The organism is uncultured Maricaulis sp. (assembly GCF_905480005.1).
Taxonomy (GTDB): Bacteria; Pseudomonadota; Alphaproteobacteria; order Caulobacterales; family Maricaulaceae; genus Maricaulis.
Genome location: NZ_CAJQOO010000078.1, coordinates 1 through 17,670, shown reverse-complemented (window position 1 = coordinate 17,670; position 17,670 = coordinate 1). Strand labels below are relative to the sequence as shown.

Sequence of the window (17,670 nt, the reverse complement as noted above, 5' to 3'; positions counted from 1 at the left end):
CGCGGAAGCCGTACTGGCGAATGCCGGTCTCCTGCAGGTATTCAAAAACGCGCCAGGAGACCCGGGCATCGCGATCCAGCGCATCAAAGTCGAACGTCTCGCGCATGTGGGCGAGACGGTCGATACGGCGTTGCTGGGCCGCGGCGGCTGCGGCATCGCTGACATCATCCCAGCGACCATAGGCGTCCAGATCGTCAATTCGCCCGAGACCGGTCTGTTGTTGCGGCGAGCGGGCGAGGTCGGCCTCGAAGAGTTCGGAATACCAGGCGTAGAGACGTTCGCTTTCGGTCTGGTCGCTGGAGGCGGTCTCGGTGGCAGCGGCAGCGGATTCGCTCGGGCCGGCTTCGCTTGTGCCGGCTTCACCGGTCGCAGGCGTCTCGCCGGAGGGCGCGGGCGAACAGGCCGCCAGAAGCGCGGCCAGCGAGGCTGTCGCCAGCCAGATCGGAAGCTTGGTCATGATGGTCTCCCCGGGCGCGACCGGTCTCTCTCCCAGACCGGACGGGCCATCGTCAAAAGCAATCCAGCCGCCACACCGATCCCGGTGCGGCGGCTGATGAAATTAGCCGGGCGCAGAATAGCCTCTGCGCGGCCCGGCCTGTCAAACTTCAAGCGCGTTGAATTCGCACTATTCCGTGAGCTTGCGCGCAATCCAGGCGTCGACCAGCTCTTCCAGCAAGGTGAGCGGGATAGACCCGTTGGTCAGCACGATGTCGTGGAATTCGCCGTAGCTGAACTCATCACCCAGCTGATCCATCGCCCGCTGGCGCAGATCCAGAATGGTCAGCATGCCAACCTTGTAGGACACGGCCTGACCGGGCCAGACCATATAGCGGCGGACCTCGTTGGCGATGTCGCCTTCCGGCATCGGCGTGGTGGCGAGCATGTAGTCGGCGGCCTCCTGCTCGGTCCATTGCAGGTGATGGATGCCGGTGTCGACGACCAGGCGTGCGGCGCGGAAGACCTCATAGGAGAGGCGCCCGAAGTCCTGATACGGGTCGGTGAAGAAGCCCATATCCTTGCCGAGATTCTCGGCATAGAGCGCCCAGCCTTCGCCATAGGCGGAATACCATTGCAAGCGCTGGAACATCGGGGCGTTCTCGAGTTCCTGGGCCAGCGAGGACTGGAAGTGATGGCCCGGTGCGCCTTCATGATAGGCGAGGGATTCCATCAGATAGGTCGGGTTGTCACGCATATTGGCGAGATTGACGTAATAGGCGCCCGGACGCGTGCCATCGAGCGATCCCTGCTCGTAGAAGGCGCCGGTCGCAGTCGTGATGCGGTATTCTTCAACCGCACGAACCTCGAGCTCGGCCCGCGGCAGCTGCCCGAAATACTCCGGGGCGACGTCGCTGATCTGGTCGATCATGGCAGCCGATTCAGTGAGGTAACGCTCACGCCCTTCGTCGGAATCCTCGTAGTAGAATTCATCGCTCGTGCGCAGATGCTCGAAGAAGTCCTGCAGCGATCCCTCAAAGCCGACCGTCTCCATGATCTGACGCATCTCGCCATGGATACGCTCGACCTCGTCCAGACCAATCTGGTGGATCTCGTCCGCCGTCATGTCGGTGCGGGTCGTGTAATTCATCAGCTGGCTGCGGTAATAGGCCTCGCCATCCGGCAGGGCCCAGGCCCCGTTATTGGCCTCGCCTGCCATGTCCGCATGTGACTGCATGGTCGCGATCAGATTGTCATAGGCCGGACCGACGGAGGTGAGCAGGGCTGCCTCGGCACGGTCGAGGAGGGCCTGGCGGGTCGCGTCATCGATCTCGATGCCGGCCAGTTTGGTCTGGATATCGCCCCAGAGCGGCGAGTCGGTACCGCTGTCATCAAACGGAGCGCCCGTGATGAAACGCTCGGACGCGCCGATAATGATCGGATAGGCGAAAGCCGGAGCGAGCACGCCCTGCTGGGCCCGTTCGTCAGCCTGCGCGGTATACACATTGAGCACATCGCCCATGGATTCCAGGCGGCTCATATAGGCTTCGGCATGGTCGAGGCTGTCGATCCGGTGATAGCCGATCAGCGTCGAAGGCATCCCGGTGTGCTGGCCGAAGAAGGACGAGAAGACAAAGCCGTGATCCCAGAATTCGGACTGCTGGGCGTTGTTCTCGGTGATGAATTCGGCAAAACGCCAGGTGATCTGGGCTTCCGGCGTCAGCGCGTCGAAGTCAAAATTCTCGTGCATGTAGCGCTGGCGGTCGGCGGCGCGTTGCAGACCGGCGCGGAAGGCCGCCTCGCTGGGGTCATTCCACTGGCCATAGGCCTCCAGGTCATCGAGCATGCCCAGATAGGTCTTGCCGATGGGCGAGAACTCGATCTCGGCTTCGAACTCCTGCTGGAACCAGGCGTACAGGCGTTCGGTCTCGGTCTGTTCGCTTGCGGCCGTTTCGGTCGACGGTGCCGCCGTCTCGGTCGCCGGATTGCCCGCGGTATCCGCGTGTTCCGGCGCTTCGCCGGGCGAGCAGGCCGCAGCCAGGACAAGGGCGCTCGCGCTGGCGAGCAAGGTGTGAAGGCGCATGGCTGGAGTTTCCCCGTTTACCAGAATTGACTATTTCTTAACGCTGCAAGCTCATGCGTAAAGATAATTAACCGTAAAACCGATTCTCCCCCCGCGGTGAGAGGCGAGACCCGTGACCGGACCTGAAGTCCTTGATTTCGCAAGAGAAGCCATTTGGCTCATGCTGGCAATGTCGGCCCCGGTCATGCTGGTTGGCCTGGCTGTGGGCGTAACGATCGCGTTATTCCAGGCTCTTACCCAAGTTCAGGAAATGACACTGGTCTTTGTGCCCAAGATCATTGCGATCTTTGTCGCCCTGCTGATTTTCCTGCCCCTCATGGGCGGTCTGATGGCCGGCTTCATGGGCGTCATTTTTGACCGGATCGCGAGCCCATGATCCCGGAACTCCCGGCCCTGGTTTATGCGGCAGGTCTGGTCTTTGCCCGTCTCGGGTCGATCCTGATGCTCCTGCCGGGTTTCGGCGAGCCCTCCATCCCGGTCCGCATTCGCCTTGCCTTCGCCTTGCTGCTTTGCCTGATCATGGGCCCCATCATCGCGCCGTCCCTGCCGCCCATGCCGGCCCAGCCGCTGGTCATGACGGGTATCGTGATGAGCGAGGTCATCACCGGTCTGATGATCGGTGCGGTCGCGCGGATCTTCATGTCGACCGCCGCGGTCGCCGGACAGGTCATCGGCATGCAGTCCGGCCTCGCCATGGCGCAATCCTTCGACCCCTCCCAGGGGCAGCAGGGGGCGCTGATCGCGACCTTTCTCAATCTGACTTTCCTGCTCGTTCTGCTGACGACGAATACGCATCACATGCTGCTGCAGATGGCCCTCAACTCCTATCAGGTGTTCGAGCCCGGCGGGATGCCGTCCATGACCGATGCCGCGGAATGGGCGCTGACCGCTTTCATCGACGCATTCCGGATCGGCGTGCAGCTGGCCTCGCCGCTCATACTTTACGGCCTGCTTTTCTATCTCGCCCTTGGCATTCTCTCGCGATTGATGCCGCAGGCGCAGATTTTCTTTATTGCCATGCCATCGAATATCATGGTCGGTCTGATCATCCTCACCATCGCTCTGGGAGCGATGAGCGCGGTCTGGCTGGAACGCATGCAGCGCTTCGCCATGGAAATGACCTGACAGGGACGCTAGCGGATGGCCGAAGGCGAAGACGACAGCCAGAAAACAGAGGAGCCGACCCAGCGGCGGCTGGATGACGCGCGCAAGAAAGGCGATGTCGCCAAGTCGCAGGAGATTCCCGGCTGGTTCATCCTGGCGGCCGGGCTCGCGCTTCTGGCTTTCATCTTCCCGCTGATGTCGCGGACACTCGCGGGCTCACTGGAAGTCTTCTTCGAGCAACCCCATCGATTCGCTGTCGAGCCAGGCACGATGATGACCTTGCTGCAGACCATGGCCTGGCAGGTGATTGGCGCCGTGGGATTTGCGGTCCTGGTCCTCGCCATGGCTGGCTTTGCCGGGCACTACATCCAGCAGGGCATGCTGTTCACCACCGAGAAGATCCAGCCCAAGCTTTCAAAGCTGAATCCGATCGAAGGCTTCAAGCGCAATTTCGGACCACAGGGCGTGGCCAATTTTCTCAAGGGGGTTGGCAAGATGGCACTGGTCGCCGCTGCCGCTTTCCTGGTCATCTATCCAAAGCGCGAAATCCTTGCAGGCATGCCGGCGCTCGACATTTCGGCCCTGCTGTCGCTTGTCCGCCAGGGGGCGATCGAATTGCTGCTGGCGGCCCTGACCGTCTACGCGGTGATCGCCGGGCTCGACTATGTGTTCCAGCGCCAGAGTTTCATGAAGCGCAACCGGATGTCGCGCCGCGAGATCAAGGACGAGATGAAGCAGTCCGAGGGCGACCCGCTGGTCCGCGCCAAGCTGCGCCAGCTGCGTCAGGAACGGGCCCAGCGCCGCATGATGACCAAGGTTCCCGATGCCACCGTCGTGGTCACCAACCCGACCCACTACGCCATCGCCCTTCATTACGTGCAGGGCCAGACGCCGGCCCCGGTCTGTGTGGCCAAGGGGGTCGACGCGGTCGCCCTGCGCATTCGCGAACTGGCCGAAGAAAATTCTGTCCCCATCGTCGAGGATCCGCCCCTGGCGCGTGCCCTGCACGCCACGGCGGATCTCGACGAGGAGATTCCGACCGAACACTTCCAGGCGGTGGCCAAGGTGGTCGGTTATGTTCTGTCTCTCGCTCAGGGACAGCGCGCGCGTTACCGCCCGAGCGAGTAGACTGACCCGACATCGTTTTGATTCGCGCCGGAGTTCCGCATGGCCGATGCTTCCCCGCCGACCCCGCAGGTCGATGCCAATATTGAACGCAAGCCCTTTTGGTCGAAACCGGCTGGACGTGTGGCGTTCTGGGTGTGCGGGGTTGTTGCGGTCGCCGCGGCGGCGGTGGCGCTGATTGGCGCGGGCCAGGATGGCGGGCACGGCCTGGTCTATCTGTTCGGTCTGGCAGTGATAGCGGTTCTGATCCTGTTCGCCATCGCCGCGGGTGAAGCAGCAGGCCAGACCATGCGGCGCCAGGTGGCGCGCAACCAGGCCCCCAATACCACCGAAATCGGGTTTTCCGCCATGGAAGGCTTTCCCGACCCGGTCCTCATTTCCGACCAGCGCGGCGCGGCCCGTTGGGCCAATGCCGCCTATCGCGAGCTGGCGCGGAAGACGGGTGGTTTTGGCCAGAGCTTCGGCCTGCCGACCGTGGACCGGCTCTGGGCCGGCTCCGGTGGCGGTGACGGCACGGTGTACAGGCTGGCGCGCGCAGCGGCTGGCGGCGAGGGAGCGTGCGAACTCCTGCCGCCGCTCGATCTGGGTGAGCATGGTGTACAGCGCTTCCATCTCGAGGCGGCCCCGCAAGAGGGCGGACTGATCCTCTGGCGCCTGATGCCCGCCGGCGACCATGAGGCCGGTGCATCCAGCGCCCTTTCGGACTGGTCCCAGCACTCACCGGTCGCACTCTTTTCCTTGCGGCCCAATGGCGATGTGCCGATGGCCAATGCGACCCTGCGCGACTGGCTCGGCCTGGCCGAGGGCGCACCGATCCCCGCGCTCAAGGACATGCTCACCGGTGATGGTGCCAAGCGCGTCCTGCAGACCCGAGGCGGTGAAGGCGTTGCCCGCATAGATGCCCGTCTGAACGCCCGCGACGGAATCGAGAGCCCGGTCGCGCTGGTTGTCGAATGGGCGCCGGGCGATCCCGGTGCAGGGCGGGCCGTGATGTACGGTCTCTCCGTGACCGGAGCGCCGCCGGGCGTGGCCCAGGCGATGTCGGCCGGTGACGCCTCGGAGGCGCGTCCGACCGGCCGGACCCTGGACGACATGTTCGGCAATGCTCCCTTCGGCGTTGTGCGTCTGGACGGTGCCGATCCGGAAACCGCGATCATCGAGGACGTCAATCCGGCCCTGGTCCAGCTCTCCGGCGGCAAGGCGCTGCCCGGTATCAAATTCTGTGACCTGTTCAACTGGGAAGACGGGCGCTCGCCGACCGATGCCTTTGCCGCAGCCATGGCCGGCAGTGGCGAGCCGGCCGAGGCACGCCTCGATCACGATGAAACCAGTGTTTATGTCCATCTCGCCTTCTCGCCGGCGCGCGGCGGCAAGCGCGTTGCCTACGTCATTGACGTCACCGCCTGGAAGGAGCTGGAACGCCAGTTCAGCCAGGCCAACAAGATGCAGGCGGTTGGCCAGCTGGCCGGCGGCGTGGCTCACGACTTCAACAATCTGCTGACCGCTGTCCGGCTCAATTGTGACGAGCTCCTGAACCGTCACCCGGTTGGTGATCCGGACTATTCCGAGCTGCAGGCGATCAATCAGACCGTCGCCCGTGCGGCCGGCCTCGTGCGCAAACTGCTCGCCTTCTCGCGCAAGCAGACCTTCCGCATGGAGACGCTGGATATCGGTGATCTCCTGTCAGATGTCTCGGTCCTGCTGCGCCAGATCGTCGAGGAGACAGTGCGGCTGGACATCAAGCACGGTCGCGACCTGCCGATGATCAAGGCCGACAAGGGCCAGCTGGAAACCGCCATCATCAATCTCGCCGCCAATGCCCGCGATGCCATGCGCGAGAATGGTGGCGGCTCGCTGGTGATCACGACAGCCCGCGTCGATATCGATACGGTGCGCAATGCCGGTGCGCCCAATCCGCGCGAAGGTGACTGGATGGCCATTGCCGTGACCGATCAGGGTCATGGCATGGACAAGGCGACGATGGAGAAGATTTTCGAACCCTTCTTCACCACCAAGGAGGCCGGCAAGGGCACGGGCCTGGGGCTGGCCACTGTCTATGGCATCGTCAAGCAATCCGGTGGCTTCCTCTTTGCCGACAGCGAAGTGGGCAAGGGCACGACCTTCACCATCTATCTGCCCGGTCATGAACCAACAGAGGAAGAGGCCGTCGAGCTGGAACAGGCCGAAGTCGCCAAGACGGTCGAGAAAGCGCCGGCAGACCTGTCCGGTCGCGGCCGGATCCTGCTGGTCGAGGATGAGGATGCCGTGCGCCAGATCGCGGCCAAGACCCTGACCAAGCGCGGCTATGACGTGGTCGAAGCCTGCGATGGCGAAGAAGCCTATGAAATCCTCGAGGATGAGGAAGAGGGTTTCGACCTGATGATCTCCGATGTCGTGATGCCGGGCCTGGACGGTCCGGGGCTCTTGAAAAAGGCGCGTGACATGCTGGGAGACACCCGGGTTGTCTTCATCTCCGGTTATGCCGCCGAGCAATTCTCCGAGACCCTGTCCCAAGAGCAGGACGTCTCCTTCCTGCCCAAACCCTTCACGCTCACCCAGCTGGCCGAGAAGGTGAAGGAGGAGCTGGGCGAGAAGGTCGAATAGATCGTTTTCGTGCCGCGTCCGACCGGCCCTGATCCGCAGTTTGCGGGCTGACAATTCCGGTGAGATGTCCATAAAGGGTGCAAACGCGCGCTGGCGCGCCAGAACAGGCTGTGCGGACCATCATGGACAAGACTTTCAACCCGAATGACGCCGAAACCCGGATCTACCAGGCCTGGGAAGACAGCGGGGCTTTCCAGCCAAAAGATGACGACAATGCCGAGGCTTTCTCGATCGTCATTCCGCCGCCCAACGTCACCGGTCGCCTCCATATCGGTCACGCGCTGAACAATACCCTCCAGGACGTTCTGGTCCGCTACAAGCGCATGCTGGGCTGTTCGGTTCTCTGGCAGCCGGGCACCGACCATGCCGGCATTGCCACCCAGATGGTGGTCGAGCGCCAGCTGGCCGAAGAAGGCAATATGTCCCGCGCCGAGATGGGCCGGGAGGCCTTCCTCGAGCGGGTCTGGGAATGGAAAGAGGAAAGCGGCGGCGCGATCATGCAGCAGCTGCGCCGCCTCGGTGCCACCTGCGACTGGTCACGCGAACGCTTCACCCTGGATGAGGGCCTGTCCAAGGCGGTCCTGAAGGTCTTCGTCGAGCTGCACCAGCAGGGCCTGATCTACCGCGACAAGCGCCTGGTGAACTGGGATCCGCATTTCCAGACCGCCATCTCCGACCTTGAAGTCGAGAACCGCGAGACGCAAGGCCATTTCTGGCATTTCGCCTATCCGCTGGCCGATGGCTCCGGCGAGCTGGTCGTGGCCACCACGCGCCCGGAAACCGTGCTCGGTGACAGTGCCGTCGCCGTCCATCCGGACGATGAGCGCTACCAGCACCTGATCGGCAAGATGATCAAACTGCCGATCGCCGACGTGGAAATTCCGATCGTCGCCGACGAGCATGCCGATCCGGAACAGGGTACGGGCTGTGTGAAAATCACCCCGGCGCACGACTTCAACGATTTCGAGGTCGGCAAGCGCAATGACCTGCCCAAGGTCAATATTCTCGACCGGCAGGCCCGCCTCCTGAGCGAGGATGACGGCACCGGCGGTTTTGATCGCATTCCCGCCGAATGGCGCGGCATGGACCGCTTCGAGGCCCGCAAGGCGCTGGTCGCGAAGATGGACGAGCTGGGCCTGCTTCGCGAAGTCGAGGACAAGGTGATCCAGCAGCCCTATGGCGACCGCTCCGGCGTTGTCATCGAGCCCTGGCTGACCGACCAGTGGTATGTGAATGCGGGCGAGCTGGCCAAGGATGCCATCGCCGCCGTCGAGGATGGTCGCACCACCTTTCATCCCAAGACCTGGGAAAAGACCTATTTCGAATGGATGCGCAATATCCAGCCCTGGTGCATTTCGCGCCAGCTCTGGTGGGGGCATCGGGTTCCGGCCTGGTATGACGAAGACGGCAATGTCTTCGTCGCCGAGAGCGAGGCGGATGCCGCCGAACAGGCGCGTGCGAAGCATGGCAAGGATGTCGCCCTGACCCAGGACGAAGACGTCCTCGACACCTGGTTCTCCTCTGCACTGTGGCCGTTCTCGACGCTGGGCTGGCCCGCGGACACGCCGGAGATGGTCGAGCGTTACTATCCGACTTCGGTCCTGATCACCGCCTTCGACATCATCTTCTTCTGGGTTGCCCGCATGATGATGCAGGGCCTTCATTTCATGAAGGTTGCCCCCTTCAAGGATGTCTATATCCACGCCCTCGTCCGTGACGAGAACGGGCAGAAAATGTCCAAGTCCAAGGGCAATGTGATCGATCCGCTGGAGCTGATCGACGAATATGGTGCCGACGCCGTGCGCTTCACCCTGGCCGCCCAGGCCGGGCAGGGCCGCGATATCCGCATGTCCAAGGAGCGCGTTGAAGGCTATCGCAATTTCGGCACCAAGCTGTGGAATGCCGCGCGCTTTGCCGAGATGAATGAGTGCGTTGTGCCGGACGGGTATGACCCCAAATCCGTCACCCAGACCGTCAACAAGTGGATCCTGTCCGAGGCTGCCCAGGCGGTCGAGGCGATCAATGCCGGCCTCGATACCTACCGCTTCAACGAAGCCGCCGCCGCGGCCTATCGCTTTGTCTGGAATGTGTTCTGCGACTGGCATCTGGAATTCGCCAAACCGCTCTTCAATGGCGAGGACGAGGCAGCCAAGGCCGAGACAAGGGCGACAACCGCCTTCGTGCTCGATCAGGCGCTGAAAATGCTCCACCCCTTCATGCCCTTCGTCACCGAAGCGCTGTGGGCAGAGACCGGCAAGCGGGACACCCAGCTCATCATCGCCGACTGGCCGCAACTGGATGGCCTGCAGGATGCCGATGCCACCGCCGAAATGGACTGGCTGATCAATCTGGTCACCGATATCCGCCGGCTGCGCGCCGAGATGAATATCCCGGCTGGCGCCAAACTGCCGCTGGTCGCTGTCGAGGCCGATGAGGTCACAACCACGCGTCTCTGGCGCCATTCGGCCTTGATCCAGCGCATGGCGCGCCTGTCCTCGATCGATCTTGCCGACACGGTTCCGCCGGCCTCTGTCCAGAGCGTGCTTGGCACGACAACGCTGGCCCTGCCGCTTGAAGGCGTCATCGATTTCGGTGCCGAGAAAGACCGTCTCGCCAAGGAAGTCGCCAAGCTCGAAGGCGAGATCACCCGGCTGGAGAAGAAGCTGGGCAATGAGCGCTTCGTCGCCAACGCCCCGGCCGAGGTCGTCGCCGAACAGCGCGAGAAACTGACCGATTATGCCGGCCAGAAAACCAAGATGGCCGAAGCCCTGGCCCGGCTCGAGGCGATGTAGTGGACGAACGTTTCCAATCGCTCTGGACCGAAACGCTCGAGCCCTGGCTGGCGGGGCTGGAGAGTGACCGGAAACGCCTTGTCCTGCTCCGCTGGCGATGGACCGCCGGCGGCATGGCGCTCGGCATTGCGGCCGCGGTCACGCTCGCCTGGAATAATGTCGAGGCGGCGCCGATCGTGATCGCCGCGGTGCTCGGGCCCTTCCTTGGCTACATGATTGGCAGCCATGCGCTCGGCAAAATGTCCAAGCGGATCAAGGCCGAGCTGAACAGCACGATCGCTGGGGCGCTGGGGCTGACCTATTCGCCCAAACCCTCCTCTCCGGCGCGCTTTGACCGTTTGCGGGAATTCGGCCTGTTGCCGTCCTCGGACCGGCGCAAGTTCGAAGACCATTTTGCGGGCGAGCTGGATGGTTGTGAGTTCGAACTCTATGAGGCGCATCTGGAACAGCGCCGCCGCTCGAAGAAACGCACCTATTACGTCACCGTCTTTCGCGGCGTGATCATCCGTATCAATTTCCCGCGCAAGGTCGAGGGCATCACCGTCATCACGCGCGATGCCGGCTGGTTCAACGGCATCCAGTCCTTTGCCCGCGGTTTCGGGGCTCACAAGCTGGAGCGGATCGGCCTCGTTGACCCCAAATTCGAGAAGGCCTTCGAGGTCTATGGCAATGACCAGGTCCTTGCCCGCTACATGCTCACCCCGTCCTTCATGGAACGCCTTCTGGCGCTGGAAACCAGCCTGAACGGCAAGAAGGTCCGCGCCGCCTTCGATGAGGCCAGCGGCGAAGGCGAGCTGCTGATCGCGGCGGAGACCGGCAATCTCTTCGAGGTCGGCTCCATGTCGAAACCGCTGACCGAGCCCGGGCGTTTCAACAGGATCGTCGAGGAACTCGGCCATATCACCGGTCTGATCGACCTCCTCGTCGCGCCGGCCCGGCTCGGCGAGCATGAGGCCCGCAAGGGCGAGTAGGTCAGGCTGGACGCCCGGCTTCGACCAGGCGCTCGGCCAGGATTTCCAGCGAGGCCTCGTCCAGATCGGACGTCTCCATCACAACCGGTTTTGCGGTCTCGCTGCCGCGCTTGCGGGCGCGGTCATAGGCCGGGTCGTAATGGGTTGTGATCAGGGCCGTGGCGAGCGGTTCGAAATCGCCGGCCTCCGCGAGCGCCTGCCAGGCTTCGATCTCCGCCTTAGGATGAAAGCGTCTCAAGCCATCAATGGCCGTCATCAGCTTGTCGGTGTCGCTCGCCAGATCCGGATAGGCGGTCATGAGATAACGCGCGCGGGCGCTGGCAGGTGCCTGGATGCGGATTCGCGGTGCGGCCTGCATCGCGGCCCAGACGCGGGGCGGGACGCGCAGGCGGCCAACTTGCCGGCTTTCCGCCTCGACATAGACCGGGCGGTCCGGATCAAGCGCGCGCAATTGCGTCCAGATCGCGGTCTCGAAGGCCTTCTGGCTTGGCTGGGGCGTATCGGCGAAATTGCCGAAAATGGAGCCGCGATGAGAGGCCAGGCCTTCCAGATCAATCACCTGTTCGCCGCGCGCGGCGAGGATGTGCAGGAGGCGGGTCTTGGCCGTGCCCGTCTGGCCGTCAATGAGGATGACGGGGATGGAAGCTTCGTCTTCCAGCGCCGCGCTGACCTGACGTCGCCAGGTACGATAACCGCCCTCGATCAGCGTCGTCTTCCAGCCCACCGCGGCAAGGATGGTCGCCATGGACTGGGACCGCATCCCGCCGCGCCAGCAATAGACGAGGGGCTTGAAAGCCTTCTCCCGGTCCGCCAGCACCGTGTCGATATGGGCGGCAATATTGCGCGCGGTGAGGGCCGCGCCCATGCGGCGGGCCTCGAAGACGGAGACCTGGGTATAGTGCGTGCCGACCCGGGCCCGTTCCTCATCATCCAGAACAGGCAGATTGATGGCGCCCGGCAGATGATCGTCGGCGAACTCGGACGGCGAACGCACATCGATGATGGCGTCATATTGTGCCAGCGCTTGCGCGGACAGGTCATCCGTGGTGGCTATGCGTTGCATCGGTGTGTCGATCCCGGTCATGCCGGCAGACTAGCCAAAAAGAAGGGGTTCGGGATGATGGATGACACACGGCCAGTGCGCTTGAGTTCATTGGCGCATGGCGGCGGTTGCGGCTGCAAGCTCGATCCGGCCGTCCTCAGCGAGATTCTCGGCACGCCGTCAGCCTTCCCCCTGCCGGCGGAACTGATTGTCGATGCTGCCACGCGCGATGACGCGGCCGTCTGGCGCATCAATGACGAGACCGCCCTGGTCGCCACGACGGACTTCTTCACACCCATTGTCGACGACCCGGACGTGTTCGGCCGGATCGCCGCCACCAATGCCCTGTCCGACGTCTATGCGATGGGGGCGACTCCCATTTTCTGCCTGGCGCTCGTCGGCATGCCGGTCGGAAAGCTGCCGCCGGAAACGATCCGCGCCATCCTCGCTGGCGGGCGCGCCGTCGCCGAGGCTGCCGGTGCTCCGGTCGCGGGCGGGCATTCCATCGATGCCGCGGAGCCGATCTATGGCCTCGTGGCGCTGGGGACTGTTCATCCGGATCGTCTTTTGACCAATGCGGGCGCACGCCCGGGCGATGTGCTCATCCTGGGCAAGCCGCTCGGGATTGGTGTCTTCTCGGCGGCGCTGAAGCAGGACCGCCTGTCCGACGCGGCCTATGCCCAGATGGTCGCTTCCACCACCCGCCTCAATACGCCGGGCGCTGGCCTGGCAGCCCTGGGCGGTGTCCACGCCGTGACCGATGTCACCGGCTTTGGCGTTCTCGGCCACTTGTCGGAAATGTGCGCCGGGGCTGGTGTAAAGGCGGTCATTGAGCGCGCGGCGATTCCGGTCTTCGACGAGGCACGCACACTGGCCGGCGAGGGATTGAAGACGGGTGCTTCGGGACGCAATTGGGCAGCCGTGAAAGCCGGAATTTCCTGTCCGGAAGATTGGGCCGTGATCGATGAAGTCCTGTGGTGTGATCCGCAGACGTCCGGCGGCCTGCTGGTCAGCTGTGCGCCGGATCAGGCCGACGCCGTGCTCGCGCGCTTTCGGGAGCACGGCCATGCCGACGCCGCCTTGATCGGCCGGGTCGAAACCGGCGCGGGCATATCCGTCATCTAGGTTTCGGCCAGAGCCGGCGACGGACGCAGGGCGTCCGCCGCCGATTCACCCGCGGCCTGGGCTGGCTGGGTCAGCCTGTGGGTGAATGCCTGTCGGGTCTGTCGGGTGTGTCGGGTCTGTCGAGAAACGCCGCACGGATTTCATAGGTATCGGCCGACAAGTGATGCTGCGTCATGAAATTGGCGAGTGACTGAAAAGTGGTCGTGCGGATTGCGTCGCGATGATCCTCCATGCGAATGCGCTCATCCACCGAGGGGCCGAACAGGCGCTCGAACAAGCCGGCGCGTATCGGCGCGGGCTCGAACCAGGTTTCCAGATTAGCCTTGATCTGGTCCCGGTCGGTGGTCTCCCAGGTGGCCGCCGCGATCACGTCGAGCAGGTATTCATTGCAATTCTGGTAGCGCGCATCGTGCGGGTTGGAGATCAGTGAATAGTCCGGCTGGTGCAGGGCGTCGTCGGCATCGGTGGCGAGCATCATCCACAGGCGTCGCTGCATTTCGGGGGAGGGCAGGATGACGCCAACCTCGCCGATGACATCGCCGCGGGTGAAGTTCAGCGGCCAGTCCTGGGCGAGATAGGATGTCCGCGTGTCCTCGGCGTAATGGTAGAGATTGTGCACGGCATAGCCATGCGTGCGGGAGCCATCTTCCAGTTCAATCTCCGACCAGACCCAGAAGGCGCCATGCGTGTAGCGCACGCCTTCGGGCAGGTCTTCGCGATAGCGCCCGCTGCGGAAGACCAGGGCGACCCTTGCCCCGCGTGCCGCCAGCTCGCGCTCGATCTGTTTGGAAAAGTCCGCCGAGTCTTCGATCGCGAAGGGCGAGATCGGCAGGGCGCCGGAGCCGGCCTCGGCCACCGGGGCCGTGGCGAAGCCGGTCAGCACAAGCGCGGTCAGGGCGATCGCGGATTGCCGGGGCATGATCACGGCCCGTCCGGGGTCGTGTAGGGCACCGCCGGTGCCTCGTCGGCCACAATCACCGCGTCGGTCACTTCAAGCGGTTCCGGGCCGAATGGCGCCGAGGCCATGTGGGCCGCAAAGTCGAGCGAGGTCTCGACGAGTTCCTGATTGCCGGTGAGAACGCCCGCTGTGGAACCGGTTACGGCGACGACAGAGGCGCCGGTTACGGTGATACCGGCCGAAGCCAGGGTCGCCGTCGCTTCAACCGAGGCTCCGGCGCTTTCTCCGGAAGCCCGGGCAGCCGGGTTGCCACTGTCCGCCGCAGCGAGCGGAGTCTGGGTCAGAGTGAGGGTGAGTGCAGTCAGAAGTGTCAGGGTGCGCATGATGCGTCTCCATCCGGGTGCCAGCCCGACTGCAAGATCTCACAGGCATTCCTATTTGTAAATGAACAATGTTCGTAAATTTGATTCACATGCCCGGACGAGGTGGATTCAGCGCTCAGTCCTGGGGGGAGGCCTCGATTTCGAACACATCCTCGGCGAGGTCGAAGGTGAGCATGAAGTCGGCGATTGACCCATAGCTGGCAATCCGGACCGGTCCGCCATTCTGGTCTTCCAGCCTGAGCGCCGGGTCGAACCAGCCGGCGGTCAATCGCTCCCACCATCCCATCGCGATCATTGTCGGGCGGAAATACGCATCCAGATTGACCTTGATACGGGTCCGGTCATCGGTCAGCCAGGCGGCGGCAGCGACTATGTCGAGCAGGAATTCCGCGCTGTTCTGAAAGCGTAGATCTGCCGGGTTGGACAGTGTGGAATAGGCCGGTTGGTGCAGCTGGTCATACTGGTCCGATGCAATCACATCGAGCAGTCGGATCTGCATCTCCTCGCTGGGAATGATCACCCCGACCTGGCCGAGCGCATCGCCCCGCATGAAGTCGAGCGGCCAGTCCTGAACCAGGTGCGAGCCTGTCGGAGCAGCCTGACCGGGATAGAGATTATAGACCGCATAGCCATAGCCCTCAGAGCCATCCGCCTCGGTCACCGGGCCGTAGACCCAGAAGGCACCATGGGTGTAGCGCACCCCGTCCGGCAGATCGGCCCGGGGCTCACCCGCCCGGAAAACCAGCGCGATATAGGCACCCTGCTCGGCGAGCTCACGTTCTACCTGTTTCGAGAAGGCGGCGGCGGCCTGGAGCGTGACGCGGTCGACAGGGTCACGACCGGCATGGCCGTCGCCCTGGGCTTGCGCCGGGACGGTCAGGGCAAGCAGGCAAAGACAACACGCAATCAGGCGGATCATCCTACCGATCCGGGTCCGGATTGTCCTGGGGCTGCGAAACGACCGTCTCGCTCAGCGGAAGACCGCCGTCCGGCCGTGCCCTGTCATCGGAGGTTCCGGCGGCACGACGCTGGCGCGCCATGCTCTGGGCGGCGCGGGCATGGTTGCGGGTCTGGCCCTGAGGCGCGTCATTCTCGGCCTCTTCGGTGGCGGCAGGGCGGGATTCGGCGGCCGGTGGCTGGGCATCAGCCTGCCCGGCATAGATGGCCAGCGTGAATGTTGAAATCAGTACAAAGCGCATGTCTTGGTCCGTCTAGGCTGGTCCCTCAATGAAACCCTACACGAGCGCATCGCGCCTTTGGAGAAAAAATCGCGATAAACGCGAAAATGTGAGGGTGGGGCGCCGGTTCATTGCCAGCTCATCCGATCTCTGCGTTGATGCAGTCCAGCGCGGGGAGAGGCTCATGTTCAAACAGGTTTCGCTTGGAATTATCGGCGTTGTATCGGGCCTGTGCGGCCTTGTCCTGACCCTGGGGACCGCTGCGCCGGTCGGCGCGCAGACGGCGGGCCAACTGCCCGGCGGCAGCTGGCAACAGACCTGCTCCAACATCCGCTGGGATGGCGCGATCATTGTCGCGGAATGCCGCGATGTGCGTGGCGAGGCGGTCTATACCCGTTGGGACAGTCGATCGGGGCATGCCACGGTCCAGAATTGCAATGGCGACCTGGTGGCGACGACAAACTGCCAGTCATCGCCTTCCATGCGCATCCCTCCGGGGAGTTGGCGCCAGCAGGCTTGCGATTTTGGCCGCTTCGATGGCTCGGTCATGGTCGCCTATTGCTATTCCGGAGGCGAAAGCCGCGAAATCCGTTTCGACACGGCCCTCGGGTCCGGCCCGCTCGAGCTGTGCAGCGGGCAGCTGGCGCGCGCCGGAGATTGCAGCGGCGGGAAGCCGGTTCCGGCCCCTGTTCAGCCCCAGAATCAGCCCCAGTCCCAGACTCAGCCCCAGGCTTCCGGCGCCTTTGCCGGATTCCCGTCCGGAAGCTGGCAAAACAGCTGCCAGAACCCGCGTTGGGAAGACCGGCTCGTGGTTGCGACCTGCCAGACCTCCAATTCGAGCTGGGTCTATGCCAGCTTCGACACCAACAGGGCCTTCTTCACCCTCTCCAATTGCGATGGCGTTCTGGTTGGTGCGGCGCAGTGTCCGTCGTAATCGCGGTCCGGTGTTTCAGGACGTCAGACCCGGACGTCCCAGGCCAGCCTGCCGGGCGATAGCTGGAGCGAAAATTGCCGCAATGGCCGGATTGAGGGCGATACCCTTGTGACGGAGTGCTGGCAGCGAGGGCAGTGGGTGCGGTCCGGCGCTCGGTATGTCTGGCAAGGCGGCGGCTGGCAGCCGCAACGACATGCGCTGCTTGGCTATAGCGGTCCGATCGCCTTCTGCAATGAAGAGCTCGAGCGCCAGCCAAGCTGTTCGTGATCGGCGAGCCCTGCCTGAGCGAAGGCTGAACTAGAGGTCGAAACTGCCGACGATCGGGATGTGATCGGAGGCCTTTTCCTTGCCCCGCGTCTTGGTGTGGATCTCGATGCCTTCCAGCCGGTCGGCGGCCTGTGGCGAACACAGCAAATGGTCAATCCGGATACCGTGGCCCTTGTTCCAGCGCCCGGCCTGGTAGTCAAAGAAGGTATACTGGTGGCCGCGTCCGTCGAGCTGTTCGAAGGCTTCGGTCAGGCCGAGCCATTTCAATGCCCGGAAGGCGGCGCGGGTCTGCGGCAAAGCGAGCGCATCGCTTTCCCACTCTGCAATATCCCAGCAATCACTGTCACGCGGGATGCAGTTATAGTCACCGGCCAGCACGAGGGGCTCCTCGAAGGCCAGCAGGTTTTGGGCGTGCCGGCGCAGGCGCTCCATCCACGCCAGCTTGTAGTCATATTTGGGGCCGGGCGCAGGATTGCCATTGGGCAGATAAATCGAGGCCACGCGAACCGGTCCGGTCTCTGCGGATATGACCGCCTCGATATAGCGGGCCTGCTCGTCGCTCTCATCGCCTGGCAGGCCGCAGCGAATGTCTTCGATGGAATGCTTCGAGAGGATGGCGACGCCATTGTAGGATTTTTGCCCGTGGGTCTCGATATTATAGCCGAGGGCCTCGATCTCCATCCGGGGAAAGCCCTCATCGACCGTCTTGATCTCCTGCAGGCAGGCGAC

Annotated in this window: 15 protein-coding genes and 1 pseudogene; 8 read left to right on the top strand and 8 right to left on the bottom strand. The window is 63.6% G+C overall.

Annotation, left to right across the window (positions count from 1 at the left end):
* Together QZ266_RS07935 and QZ266_RS07930 are read right to left on the bottom strand one after the other, a co-directional pair.
* Positions 1–457 (bottom strand): annotated as a pseudogene (locus QZ266_RS07935) (DUF885 domain-containing protein); the annotation flags it as partial.
* Positions 458–625: 168 nt separating this feature from the next.
* Positions 626–2,518, bottom strand: coding sequence for a DUF885 family protein (locus QZ266_RS07930; protein ID WP_295693654.1), 1,893 nt, complete (start codon positions 2,516–2,518; stop codon positions 626–628).
* 112 nt (positions 2,519–2,630) lie between these two features.
* On the opposite strand from QZ266_RS07930, the gene fliQ reads away from it, so the two are divergent.
* The 6 genes from fliQ (at position 2,631) to QZ266_RS07900 (ending at position 11,114) form a co-directional block, all read left to right on the top strand.
* On the top strand, positions 2,631–2,894 hold the full coding sequence (gene fliQ / locus QZ266_RS07925; protein ID WP_295693651.1) for a flagellar biosynthesis protein FliQ: 264 nt from the start codon (positions 2,631–2,633) through the stop codon (positions 2,892–2,894).
* Entirely contained in the window at positions 2,891–3,643 is a 753-nt protein-coding gene (fliR, locus tag QZ266_RS07920) for a flagellar biosynthetic protein FliR (protein ID WP_295693649.1), read from the top strand. Before fliQ ends, fliR begins: the two co-directional genes overlap by 4 nt.
* Positions 3,644–3,658: 15 nt before the next feature.
* Positions 3,659–4,750: a flagellar biosynthesis protein FlhB gene (flhB, locus tag QZ266_RS07915; RefSeq protein ID WP_295693646.1), complete on the top strand. Its 1,092-nt coding sequence runs from the start codon at positions 3,659–3,661 to the stop codon at positions 4,748–4,750.
* A gap of 39 nt (positions 4,751–4,789) precedes the next feature.
* Positions 4,790–7,351: an ATP-binding protein gene (locus tag QZ266_RS07910; RefSeq protein ID WP_295693644.1), complete on the top strand. Its 2,562-nt coding sequence runs from the start codon at positions 4,790–4,792 to the stop codon at positions 7,349–7,351.
* A 119-nt stretch (positions 7,352–7,470) separates the two neighbouring features.
* A complete protein-coding gene (locus QZ266_RS07905; RefSeq protein WP_367178221.1) occupies positions 7,471–10,143 on the top strand; it encodes a valine--tRNA ligase in 2,673 nt (890 codons plus the stop codon).
* On the top strand, positions 10,143–11,114 hold the full coding sequence (locus QZ266_RS07900) for a DUF3137 domain-containing protein (RefSeq protein ID WP_295693640.1): 972 nt from the start codon (positions 10,143–10,145) through the stop codon (positions 11,112–11,114). The genes QZ266_RS07905 and QZ266_RS07900 overlap by 1 nt, the downstream gene beginning before the upstream one ends.
* Before the next feature lies 1 nt (position 11,115).
* Here the strand turns inward: QZ266_RS07900 and mnmH are convergent, their stop codons facing one another.
* Positions 11,116–12,177: a tRNA 2-selenouridine(34) synthase MnmH gene (gene mnmH, locus QZ266_RS07895; RefSeq protein ID WP_366523986.1), complete on the bottom strand. Its 1,062-nt coding sequence runs from the start codon at positions 12,175–12,177 to the stop codon at positions 11,116–11,118.
* A 57-nt stretch (positions 12,178–12,234) separates the two neighbouring features.
* Here mnmH and selD point away from each other — a divergent pair, with 57 nt between their 5' ends.
* Positions 12,235–13,281: a selenide, water dikinase SelD gene (gene selD, locus QZ266_RS07890; protein ID WP_367178220.1), complete on the top strand. Its 1,047-nt coding sequence runs from the start codon at positions 12,235–12,237 to the stop codon at positions 13,279–13,281.
* A gap of 70 nt (positions 13,282–13,351) precedes the next feature.
* Here the strand turns inward: selD and QZ266_RS07885 are convergent, their stop codons facing one another.
* The 4 genes from QZ266_RS07885 to QZ266_RS07870 form a co-directional block, all read right to left on the bottom strand.
* Positions 13,352–14,200, bottom strand: coding sequence for a DUF2145 domain-containing protein (locus tag QZ266_RS07885; RefSeq protein ID WP_295693632.1), 849 nt, complete (start codon positions 14,198–14,200; stop codon positions 13,352–13,354).
* A 2-nt stretch (positions 14,201–14,202) separates the two neighbouring features.
* A complete protein-coding gene (locus tag QZ266_RS07880; RefSeq protein ID WP_295693629.1) occupies positions 14,203–14,562 on the bottom strand; it encodes a hypothetical protein in 360 nt (119 codons plus the stop codon).
* A 115-nt stretch (positions 14,563–14,677) separates the two neighbouring features.
* Positions 14,678–15,481: a DUF2145 domain-containing protein gene (locus tag QZ266_RS07875; protein WP_295693627.1), complete on the bottom strand. Its 804-nt coding sequence runs from the start codon at positions 15,479–15,481 to the stop codon at positions 14,678–14,680.
* 1 nt (position 15,482) lies between these two features.
* Positions 15,483–15,761, bottom strand: a complete 279-nt coding sequence (locus QZ266_RS07870; protein WP_295693624.1) for a hypothetical protein — start codon at positions 15,759–15,761, stop codon at positions 15,483–15,485.
* A 163-nt stretch (positions 15,762–15,924) separates the two neighbouring features.
* Between QZ266_RS07870 and QZ266_RS07865 the strand changes: the two genes are divergently transcribed.
* Positions 15,925–16,674: a hypothetical protein gene (locus QZ266_RS07865; protein WP_295693621.1), complete on the top strand. Its 750-nt coding sequence runs from the start codon at positions 15,925–15,927 to the stop codon at positions 16,672–16,674.
* A gap of 297 nt (positions 16,675–16,971) precedes the next feature.
* Here the strand turns inward: QZ266_RS07865 and QZ266_RS07860 are convergent.
* A partial coding sequence (locus QZ266_RS07860) for an exodeoxyribonuclease III (protein ID WP_295693618.1) occupies positions 16,972–17,670 on the bottom strand: 699 nt, incomplete at its 5' end.

What these genes read in the sequence shown, in the direction of transcription:
- QZ266_RS07870 (WP_295693624.1), bottom strand. Translation starts at nt 15,761, where the DNA reads ATGCGCTTTGTACTGATTTCAACATTCACGCTGGCCATCTATGCCGGG.
- flhB (WP_295693646.1), top strand. Translation starts at nt 3,659, where the DNA reads ATGGCCGAAGGCGAAGACGACAGCCAGAAAACAGAGGAGCCGACCCAG.
- QZ266_RS07865 (WP_295693621.1), top strand. Translation starts at nt 15,925, where the DNA reads ATGTTCAAACAGGTTTCGCTTGGAATTATCGGCGTTGTATCGGGCCTG.
- QZ266_RS07880 (WP_295693629.1), bottom strand. Translation starts at nt 14,562, where the DNA reads ATGCGCACCCTGACACTTCTGACTGCACTCACCCTCACTCTGACCCAG.
- fliR (WP_295693649.1), top strand. Translation starts at nt 2,891, where the DNA reads ATGATCCCGGAACTCCCGGCCCTGGTTTATGCGGCAGGTCTGGTCTTT.
- mnmH (WP_366523986.1), bottom strand. Translation starts at nt 12,177, where the DNA reads ATGCAACGCATAGCCACCACGGATGACCTGTCCGCGCAAGCGCTGGCA.
- QZ266_RS07930 (WP_295693654.1), bottom strand. Translation starts at nt 2,518, where the DNA reads ATGCGCCTTCACACCTTGCTCGCCAGCGCGAGCGCCCTTGTCCTGGCT.
- QZ266_RS07885 (WP_295693632.1), bottom strand. Translation starts at nt 14,200, where the DNA reads ATGCCCCGGCAATCCGCGATCGCCCTGACCGCGCTTGTGCTGACCGGC.
- QZ266_RS07910 (WP_295693644.1), top strand. Translation starts at nt 4,790, where the DNA reads ATGGCCGATGCTTCCCCGCCGACCCCGCAGGTCGATGCCAATATTGAA.
- QZ266_RS07875 (WP_295693627.1), bottom strand. Translation starts at nt 15,481, where the DNA reads ATGATCCGCCTGATTGCGTGTTGTCTTTGCCTGCTTGCCCTGACCGTC.
- selD (WP_367178220.1), top strand. Translation starts at nt 12,235, where the DNA reads ATGGATGACACACGGCCAGTGCGCTTGAGTTCATTGGCGCATGGCGGC.